9 protein-coding genes are annotated in these 9,232 nt (G+C 39.2%); 8 read left to right on the top strand and 1 reads right to left on the bottom strand.

The genetic code is table 11. The features are described 5' to 3' along the window. Positions 1–172 precede the first annotated feature (172 nt). The gene (locus AC1VU3_RS13050) at positions 173–637 is read left to right on the top strand and encodes a divergent PAP2 family protein (protein WP_480390158.1); all 465 of its coding nucleotides are present in this window, start codon (positions 173–175) and stop codon (positions 635–637) included. A 94-nt stretch (positions 638–731) separates the two neighbouring features. Here AC1VU3_RS13050 and AC1VU3_RS13045 read toward each other — a convergent pair whose 3' ends face one another. Next, a complete protein-coding gene (locus AC1VU3_RS13045) occupies positions 732–1,220 on the bottom strand; it encodes a YusW family protein (protein ID WP_480390159.1) in 489 nt (162 codons plus the stop codon). A gap of 147 nt (positions 1,221–1,367) precedes the next feature. On the opposite strand from AC1VU3_RS13045, the gene ytxJ reads away from it, so the two are divergent. The 7 genes from ytxJ (at position 1,368) to essB (ending at position 9,218) form a co-directional block, all read left to right on the top strand. Beyond that, a complete protein-coding gene (ytxJ, locus tag AC1VU3_RS13040) occupies positions 1,368–1,697 on the top strand; it encodes a bacillithiol system redox-active protein YtxJ (protein ID WP_480390160.1) in 330 nt (109 codons plus the stop codon). A 305-nt stretch (positions 1,698–2,002) separates the two neighbouring features. Then, positions 2,003–3,763 (top strand): mechanosensitive ion channel, encoded by a 1,761-nt coding sequence (locus tag AC1VU3_RS13035; RefSeq protein WP_480390161.1) that lies wholly within the window; start codon positions 2,003–2,005, stop codon positions 3,761–3,763. A gap of 105 nt (positions 3,764–3,868) precedes the next feature. Further along, positions 3,869–5,050: an acetyl-CoA C-acetyltransferase gene (locus AC1VU3_RS13030; RefSeq protein ID WP_482983715.1), complete on the top strand. Its 1,182-nt coding sequence runs from the start codon at positions 3,869–3,871 to the stop codon at positions 5,048–5,050. 65 nt (positions 5,051–5,115) lie between these two features. After that, positions 5,116–5,958, top strand: coding sequence for a 3-hydroxyacyl-CoA dehydrogenase NAD-binding domain-containing protein (locus tag AC1VU3_RS13025; RefSeq protein ID WP_482983713.1), 843 nt, complete (start codon positions 5,116–5,118; stop codon positions 5,956–5,958). A 1,427-nt stretch (positions 5,959–7,385) separates the two neighbouring features. Next, entirely contained in the window at positions 7,386–7,679 is a 294-nt protein-coding gene (locus tag AC1VU3_RS13020; protein ID WP_480390163.1) for a WXG100 family type VII secretion target, read from the top strand. Positions 7,680–7,785: 106 nt separating this feature from the next. Continuing rightward, positions 7,786–8,025, top strand: a complete 240-nt coding sequence (yukD, locus tag AC1VU3_RS13015; RefSeq protein ID WP_480390164.1) for an ESX secretion system protein YukD — start codon at positions 7,786–7,788, stop codon at positions 8,023–8,025. Positions 8,026–8,039: 14 nt separating this feature from the next. Beyond that, positions 8,040–9,218: a type VII secretion protein EssB gene (gene essB / locus AC1VU3_RS13010; RefSeq protein ID WP_482983712.1), complete on the top strand. Its 1,179-nt coding sequence runs from the start codon at positions 8,040–8,042 to the stop codon at positions 9,216–9,218. Positions 9,219–9,232 lie beyond the last annotated feature (14 nt).

Genomic DNA, 9,232 nt, shown 5'->3' with positions numbered 1-9,232 from the left:
AGATGGCAAAAGAAATGAGACAGCTAAGTGGGAGGTCAACTGTCCCTAAAAGCCCGATTGGTTCAACTAATGATTGGGGGGGATGAAAGAAAACCCCCACCAATCAAAGTTTCACTTTATGTGAATGAAGGGAATTTGGGAAGGGCAATGTAAGGATAAGGGAGGAATAAGCTTGACGAAGATGAATCTAGGAATTATAACGGCATTTTCTGCAATTGGAATTGCACAAGGATTAAAAATTTTTACTTATAAGAAAAACACGGGAAAATGGGATTTCAAGCAAGCATTTACTACAGGTGGAATGCCAAGCTCCCATTCAGCCGGAGTTTCAGCATTAGCTTCCTATATCGCAGCCAATAAAGGAACAAGGCATACAGAAACAGCTATTGCGGTTATTTTTGGTATTATCGTCATGTATGATGCACAAGGAATCAGGAGGCACACTGGTGAGATTGCTCAACTGGTGAACGATTTAGAGGACCATGTTGCTGAGTTATCAGGAAATTTTCCGAGCTTTGAGTATGTAGAGGGAGAGGGCGAACTAAAGGAGCTTCTTGGACATCAACCGATTGAAGTGGCAGCTGGAGCTTTGTTAGGTGTAGCCTTAGGGGTTATCACAGCAAAATTAGAAGGATAAAATCTGGGTATGCAAATCTTTTTGGTACAAATAAAATTCCGGGGTATTGTAGTAAATAAAATACCGACTGCTATACTCCCGGAATGTATCCTTTTTATTCTTCATTTTGGCTATATGTTTTCGTTTCTCCCTCGTGAAACTGGACATCTAACTGGATAGTACGTTCTTTTTGGATATCAAATGATTCCTTCACCTTAGTTAATACCTCTTCCTCTTCCATGTCAGGAGTTAGATTTAGCTCATTGAATACTGGTGCGAGTAAATCTAAGGCTTCGTCACCCTCTGTGTTTACTCCCTCTTGCATATTTTTATAGACAACTAGGCTGGAGTCACCTTTATATTCAACTGTAATCGCTTTTTCATTTTCCTCTGTCGCAACGGTTAGATTAAACTCTTCAAATGTAAATTTATCTTCTTCAGCAGAATCAGCCGATTTTTGGTCCTGTGTGTTTGGCTTGATCACGTCGGTTTTTAATACGTTTTCTTCCGCTTCATTGTTATTATCATCATTATTACATGCACCTAATAACAAAATCCCAGAGAGGATTATACTTACTACCATCGTCTTATGAATATTTTTCATCCTATTTCTCCTTTCTATAAGTACTCACTCTTTTAATAACCAGTTCGCCCATGCTCTAAACAAATAATGAGCTTCTGCCCTTGTTTATGAAATTTGGGAAATAGGGTATAGATAAAGAAATACTTTACGAGAAAGGATGTATGCAGAATGCTTACGTATACCGAAATAACATCGATGGAGCAATGGAAGAAACTGATGCAAGAGTCTGAGGATAAAAAAATACTTATTTTTAAGCATAGTACGACTTGTCCAATTAGCGCTAATGCATATGGGGCATTTGCTTCTTATCAGTCACCAGTAGATAAATATTTAGTAAATGTTATACAAAGTCGGGAGGTATCTAATGCGGTAGCGAAGGATTTATCTATCCAGCACGAATCACCTCAAGCGATTGTAGTAGAGAATGGAAAGGGAATATGGAATGCCTCCCATTGGGATATAACAGGAGAGGCATTGGACGAAGCAATCAAACAATAGAGAAGACCTAAAAAAAGCGGATCAAAATAGCACTTGCGACTTTAGTGATAGTCGCAAGCGCTTTCTTCTTTTTGTGAACAGGCAATTAGGCAAAATAAGTTACCACTCGTAAAACGATAGTATATACATCTTTTTGTCCTCGTTTCCCCTGTAGACTCTACTTTCATTCATAATAGTCTTCCAGCCACAAAGACTCAAAACTATTCTCTTAGTTTAGATAGATACGGGCTAGGGTAACAGATGAATGGGAGAACATTCTTGATTGAAAAAGACCTTGTAGGGTCGAAATAAAAGGAGGATACGAAATGTTCGATGATTTTTATTGGAGAAGTACACTTTCCTTTTTACCAGAATTTATTTTAGCTTTAGTGGTTTTATTGATTGGTTTTGTTGTTGCAAAAGTGTTGGAAAATGCAACATATAAACTACTGAGAAAATACCGAGTGAACGAACGCCTCGGTAATACACGAGAAGGTTGGTCAGTAGAAAAGATTGTGAGCAAAGTAGTTTTTGCTATTGTTCTTTTATTTGCCTTTATTCTTTTCTTTAGTATTTTAAATATGAATACGATCGCTTCTCCTTTTATGAATATGTACACTGGCTTAACTGATGCGGTACTAAATATCTTAAAGGCGGGACTTATTCTATTGCTGGCATGGGTGTTAGCAACCGTAGTAAAAAAAGTTATTAAGATGGCAGGAAATAAATTAGATTTAAACAAATATGTACAAAAAGCTGGCACAGATGCTGGCAAAGTGGATCAAGCGAAATGGACTGATACGGCTGCTAATGTCGTATACTACCTTATTTTCCTGCTTTTCATTCCAGCAGTTCTGAGTGCATTAGGTATAGATGGTTTAAGTGGTCCGTTCGAAGGGATGGTTGCAAGCTTCATCACTTTCATCCCGAAGCTAGTTTCAGCAGCAATCGTCTTTGCTATTGGCTGGTTTGTTGCGAAGCTTGTAAGAAACTTAGTAGAGAAATTTCTTCAAGCTGCTGGTACGGATCGATTAGCTGACAAATTAAAGATTTCTAGCTTCCTAGAGGGTACAACTCTTTCGAAGGTAGCGGGTATCATTGTATTTGTCTTAATATTAATTCCTATTTCGATTACCTCATTAGAGATTTTAGATCTAGAGGGTATTTCAGCACCTGCAATTAATATGCTGAATCTCATACTTGCTATGCTACCTAAGATTTTTGTCGCAATTCTATTAATACTCATTGGACTTGTTGTGGCTAAGTGGATAAAAGATATGGTTGTCTCCTTGCTTGAAAAACTCGGAGTGAACTCTCTTTTCGGTAAGATGGGCTTCAAGGGAGTTGGAGGGAAATCACCTTCTTTTGCTGCTATTATTGGCACAATCGCTCAGGTAGTGGTGATTCTTTTATTTGTTGGAGAGGCACTACAGCTTTTAGAGCTAGACTTTATGGTGACATTGGTAGCTGCGATCTTTGCTTATTTACCTCATGTGCTTACGGCTGTCGTAATACTTGCAGTAGGATTCTGGTTAGCTAATTTAGTGGAAAGAATTGTTGGAAGCTTGATGACTCATGCTTCAGGCTCTCCTCACTTTTTACGCTATGTAGCTAAATATGCTATTTTAGCATTTGCCTTTTTTATGGCCTTAAGTCAATTAGGAATTGCAGCTTCTATTATTAACTCTGCATTTATCTTAATACTGGGTGGTCTGGCACTAGCATTCGGTCTGGCATTTGGCTTAGGAGGACGAGAGCATGCCGCTAGATACCTAACGAAGATGGAAAAAAGCATTCAAGATGCAGAGGTTTCCAAGGAAAGCATGATTCGAGAAAAAGAAGGAATGAAGGAATCCTTTAAGGAAAACTTTCAAAGCCCAGAAGAAAAAGAAAAAAGCTTAAGAGGTAATAATCCACATATAGATGAAATCAAGCCGGTGGGAGATTTTGATGCAACTGCTGCAAATGAACCACCAAATCCAATGGACGAGGCCTTTGAAGAGGACTCTCCTGATACTGGGTACAATCAGCGTTCAACCGATGATTTCCATCCATATGACGATTTACCACCGAACAATAAAGAATAACATTTTCGCTCCAGTCTATGAAGGCTGGAGTTTTTTAGAATAAATGATAATAGATTGCAGGGATGGTAAAATAGATAAAAATGGTATTGGGAGGCTGGGGAAATGATGGAGCAAGTGTTTATAGTAGATGGTGCAAGGACCGCTTTTACAAGCTTTGGTGGAGCCTTTGCACAAACAAAGGCAGATGAACTCGGAGCAGAGACAGCAAAAGAGGCGTTAAGGCGTTCTGGAATTAGTCCAGAAGAGGTAGACCATGTTCTATATGGGAACGTGATTCATTCGAGCACAAATGCTTCTTTTCTAGCAAGGCATATTGCACTAAAGGCAGGAATTCCAGTAACTGTACCTGCCATGAATCTGAATCGATTATGTGGATCTGGCTGTCAGTCCATTATTTCTGCCGCTCAGCTGATTAAGCTTGGGGAAGCTGGCATCGTGCTATGCGGTGGTGCTGAAAATATGTCCATGGCTCCGTATGCGAATTTTGATGCGAGGTTTGGAGCTGCAAAGATGGGGTCTATGACATTTGAAGACATGGTTCAGCGGACGTTAACGGATGAATATATCGGAAAAGGTATGGGAATGACAGCTGAAAAGCTAGCACAAGACTATGGAATTACGAGAGAAATGCAAGATGAATTTGCTCTGCTAAGCCAAACGCGTGCCACTAACGCACAGCAGGAGGGCAAATTTGAAGAGGAAATAGTAGGCGTAGAGGTGCGGAGTAAGAAGGGAGCAGTGTTGGTAGATAGGGATGAATACATTAAGCCACAGGTCACGATGGATAAGCTTCAAAAATTATCTCCCGCATTTTTAAAGGATGGTACCGTCACTCCAGGCAACGCAAGTGGTATTAATGATGGAGCAGCTTCTTTAGTAGTCGCAAGTGAAAAGAAAGTGAAAGAAATGGGCTTACATCCAATTGCTCGCATTGTATCCTGGGGAGTTGCCGGTGTTGATCCAAACGTGATGGGAATAGGGCCTGTACCAGCAATGGAAATGGCTTTGGAGAAGGCGGGGCTTTCACTCGAGGAAATAGATTTAATAGAAATCAATGAAGCATTTGCTGCTCAATATTTAGCGGTAGAAAAGGAGCTGGGCCTTGATCGGGAGAAAACGAATGTCAATGGCGGAGCAATCGCACTAGGTCATCCAGTTGGTGCGAGCGGTACGAGAATTGTTCTTTCGCTAGCTTATGAATTAAGAAGAAGAAATTTGACCTATGGAGCAGCCAGCCTTTGTATCGGTGGAGGGCAAGGGATCGCAATGATTATTGAGTGTGTGTAACCTATGGTAACTTTGAGGACTATTGAAAGAATGATAGTTAAGATGATCGTGGAGGGGGCTAAGAAATGAAAATTGGTGTTTTGGGTGCCGGGACAATGGGGAGCGGCATTGCGCAAATAATGGCAACAGCTGGATACGCAGTGACAATGTGTGATATTAACAATGAGAGCTTGGAAAGAGCGGCAAAAGTGATTGAAGAAAATGTTAAAAGGGTGAACAAAAAACAAGAAAGAAATCTGGAAGAAGCAAGTAAAGTCCAGGAGAGAATAAGGTTCACTTCTAACAAAAATGATCTTGCTGATATGGATATTATTATCGAAGCAATTATGGAAAATGTTGAAATCAAGAAACGGGTGTTTTCCGAGCTAGATGCCATTTGCGAGGGTAAAACTATCCTGGCATCTAACACATCGGGCTTTAGTATTACAGAACTGGGTGCGTCTACAAACAGACCAGAAAAGGTAATAGGGCTTCATTTCTTCAACCCTGTTCCTGTAATGAAGCTAGTAGAGGTCATTCGGGGTTCAGAGACGTCGGAAGAGACTTATCAGAAGTCATTAGAAGTAATAAAGAATACCGGAAAAGAGAGTATATCTATAATAGATTCCCCGCTTTTTGTGGTGAATCGAATTCTTGTACCAATGATCAATGAAGCAATATTTGTACTAGGTGAGGGTATTGCGACAGCTGAAGATATAGACAAAGGGATGGTGCTAGGGACAAATCAGCCAATCGGACCCTTAGCACTGGCTGATTTAATTGGCTTAGATACCTTGCTTTGTGTAATGGAAACGCTGTTGCAGGAAACAGGGGACTCCAAGTATCGAGTTGCTCCGCTGTTGAAAAAGTATGTGAGGTCTGGTCGTTTGGGACGTAAAACGGGCAGAGGCTTTTACGAGTACAATTGACTTATACGACTGTGAGAAGAAATGATAGCACTTATGACAACTAGTCATAGGTGCTTTTTTTATGCCAATCAAGTCCTGACGAGCGAAAGTTCAGTGGATGCCCGGTTACTCAGATCTTACCGAGTGAGAGTAAATTGCTTCTGAACGAGAGTAAAGTCCGGCTGAACGAGAGTATTCCCCTTAAATGAGAATAAATTGCTCCTATCCGAGAATAAATCTTGCCTATCCGAGAGTAAATATACCTTGAACGAGAATAAATCCCCTGTGAACGAGAGAAAGGAGTATTGCTCTTTTGTCCCTGCAACTTCCAGGTTAGTCGAATTTTGAGTAAATTGCTTCTGAACGAGAGTATAGTCTGACTGAATGAGAATATTCCCTTTTTCTCGGGCCAACTTAGGTTATTTGAGCGTCAATTTACGAGTGAAAGTAGCTTCCCCTCCTAATCCAGCGGATGCTCGGTTACTCAGACCTTACCGAGTGAGAGTAAATTGCTTCTGAACGAGAGTAAAGTCCGGCTGAACGAGAGTATTCCCCCTAAATGAGAATAAATTGCTCCTATCCGAGAATAAATCTTGCCTATCCGAGAGTAAATATACCTTGAACGAGAATAAATCCCCTGTGAACGAGAGAAAGAAGTATTCACCTTGTGACGATAGGATGAATCGGTTGAATAAAAATATATTGAAAAATTATGTATTCAAGTATCTTTGTACTGAGATATTAGTTTGAATTTTTAGAATAAAAATGAATCAAATTTATCAGTTTTAATTTATGATAATAAAATTTTGATATAAATAAAGTTAAATATATATTTATTAATAAAAATATGACTACCAATTTTAGAGAATGAAATTTCGTGACAAAAGTCTTTGTGTGGAAAGTTCTATTAAAAGTTAGACTATTCTGATGAAACTTTGACTAGAAAGAATTGGGATGTTATTTATTATATGAGTGATATAAATGGTTGTTCATGTAATAAATGGAATTTAGCTATTATTTGAACGTTGCTTTGAAGTAGAGGTTAATTCAAGGGGAAGTTGGCAATGCAAACATACAAGCACGTGGGGTATGTGTAATTTTGTTTTCTGAGGGAAGGCTCCAAGCCGAATAGTTATTACCCGTCTTACCTTCTGATAAACCTAACAAATTATACAAATTTGGGAAATTTCTATTTTCCTAGGTTTAAGAGGTTAGAATACGGGGGAATAGACTAATAGAATTGGATGTATTTAGTAAAAAAAGAAGAAGATAGACGCTCTTTGTCGCTGTCTTGTTTGAAAAAAGAAATGTTTGTTACTTATTTGTTAAATAGTCGATGGCGTGTTTAGGAGATTAGGTGGGGAAGTACCTGTCTAGGTTAACCTTACATAGTTAATCTTTACAGTTATTTTATAAATTTAAATTCAATGAAAAGGGAGATGTATGGAATGTCAGGAATTATTCGCGTAACACCAGCTGAGCTTGATGCAATGGCATCACGTTACAGCAACGAATCTAGCGAGGTAGCTTCACAGATTGGACGTCTTGATGGAATGATTTCAGAGCTTCAATCTATGTGGGAAGGGGCTTCTAGTGCAGCCTTCGCTGAACAATATGAAAGATTAAAACCTCATTTTAATGATATGCGAGAGCTTTTAAGTGAAATTAGTGTTCAATTAAGTCGTACTGGTCAAGCTCTTCAGGATGCGGATCAGCAAATTGCAAGCCAAATCAGAGGATAATCTGGCTATATGCAAAAATTGCAAAGCGTCATTCCATATTGGGAAGACGCTTTTTCCTTCATTTTCAGGCGTTACCTTTATCCTATTAGCTTTAGAGGTGAAAAAGATGTATATAGAAATAACGGTAGATCTTTCTAAATACAAGGAAGAAGTGTTGGATATTCGATTATCTAACTACTATACCTTGAAGAAAATGATAGATATTGCTTGGCAGGCAGCTACTATCAAAGACACACCAAGAGAGGGCTATTGGGTTCGTGTCGTGAATAAAGACAAATTATTCCCTGGATACCTTACTATATCGGAATGTGGCATTACTACTGGCGACCGGCTTGAAATTATTTAAAGGAGCTATGGACGATGGCTGTTAACTCTTATACATACTTAAAAAATAGAATTGGCGCTGAGATAACGGAAGAGCCAAAGAAGACCACATTTGTCTTTCAAAAAGAAAGAGTTGGGTTTAAGCGGACGGAGGAAGTCATTTTCCTTCAAGAGGTCAATCCCAAAATTCGCAAGGAAATTATTATTACGGAGAGTGAGTTGATACTGGAGGCAGAGATTCCAGAAGGGTATCAACGATTTTCGAATATACATCAAGAAGAGGTAAAAGCGCGCTGGATGTTTGGATACCAGTTGGTTGAAGCCGTCGAAGCACATTCATATCCTCGACTAAACCAAATTATAAGTCCTGAAAATATTATCTATAACAAAGGGATGGCACCTTCCTTTTTGTATTATGGGGTAAGCGGCAGCCTACCTCCATTCGAAGCAGATAAAGAAAGAGAATGGCTTGAAACCAAGGCGGTAGTGGCAGCAGCCATTGATAATTCCTTTACCTTTGATGATTATCTAAAATACTCTGAGATTTTAGAGTTGAAGGATACTGGGAAGACAATCATGTCCATGGAGGATAGTCAAGCTCTTCTAAATTACATAGCAGTTCAGATGGAGCAGTTAGAGGAAAAGGAAAAGAAAAATGTACAAATTCCTCAAAAAAAGTGGCGAATCACGAAGTATCTAGCCATTGCACTAAGTGTCTTAATGATCCCGGCAATTGTCTTTACTATTTTGTTTTTTGTCCATGAACGACCTAAAAATATCGCCTTTCATAACAGTCATTACTACTACTTAAATCAGAATTATAGCCAGGTAGTTAGTACACTTGGAAAGTATAGCGTGGATTCTATGCCATATGTCGTGCTTTATGAATATGCTTATTCATCTGTAACAAATGAGCGACTGGATGAGGAACAGAAAAAGAATGTTTTAGCGAATATCACCTTGCGTACAGAAGAATCTTATCTGAAATATTGGATTTATATAGGAAGAGGAGAAGCAGAGGAAGCGGTAGATATAGCGCGAGCGATGGAGGATGGGGAACTAATCACATATGGTCTGTTGAAACGTAGAGAAGAAATCAAAGCGGATGACAGTCTTTCTGGTGAAGAAATGCAAGAGCAAATCACGGAGATTGATCGAGAAGTAGAAGAATATGAAAAGCTAATGGAGCAAGAAGGAATGGAAGAGGAAGAATAGCTCCCCAACTAGGT

The sequence above is a fragment of the Psychrobacillus sp. Z16_25 genome (assembly GCF_056856695.1).
The sequence above is the reverse complement of the archived record's forward strand: the minus strand, read 5'-3'. Positions and strand labels throughout refer to the sequence as shown.

What these genes read in the sequence shown, in the direction of transcription:
- AC1VU3_RS13045 (WP_480390159.1), bottom strand. Translation starts at nt 1,220, where the DNA reads ATGAAAAATATTCATAAGACGATGGTAGTAAGTATAATCCTCTCTGGG.
- ytxJ (WP_480390160.1), top strand. Translation starts at nt 1,368, where the DNA reads ATGCTTACGTATACCGAAATAACATCGATGGAGCAATGGAAGAAACTG.
- AC1VU3_RS13035 (WP_480390161.1), top strand. Translation starts at nt 2,003, where the DNA reads ATGTTCGATGATTTTTATTGGAGAAGTACACTTTCCTTTTTACCAGAA.
- AC1VU3_RS13030 (WP_482983715.1), top strand. Translation starts at nt 3,869, where the DNA reads ATGGAGCAAGTGTTTATAGTAGATGGTGCAAGGACCGCTTTTACAAGC.
- AC1VU3_RS13025 (WP_482983713.1), top strand. Translation starts at nt 5,116, where the DNA reads ATGAAAATTGGTGTTTTGGGTGCCGGGACAATGGGGAGCGGCATTGCG.
- AC1VU3_RS13020 (WP_480390163.1), top strand. Translation starts at nt 7,386, where the DNA reads ATGTCAGGAATTATTCGCGTAACACCAGCTGAGCTTGATGCAATGGCA.
- yukD (WP_480390164.1), top strand. Translation starts at nt 7,786, where the DNA reads ATGTATATAGAAATAACGGTAGATCTTTCTAAATACAAGGAAGAAGTG.
- essB (WP_482983712.1), top strand. Translation starts at nt 8,040, where the DNA reads ATGGCTGTTAACTCTTATACATACTTAAAAAATAGAATTGGCGCTGAG.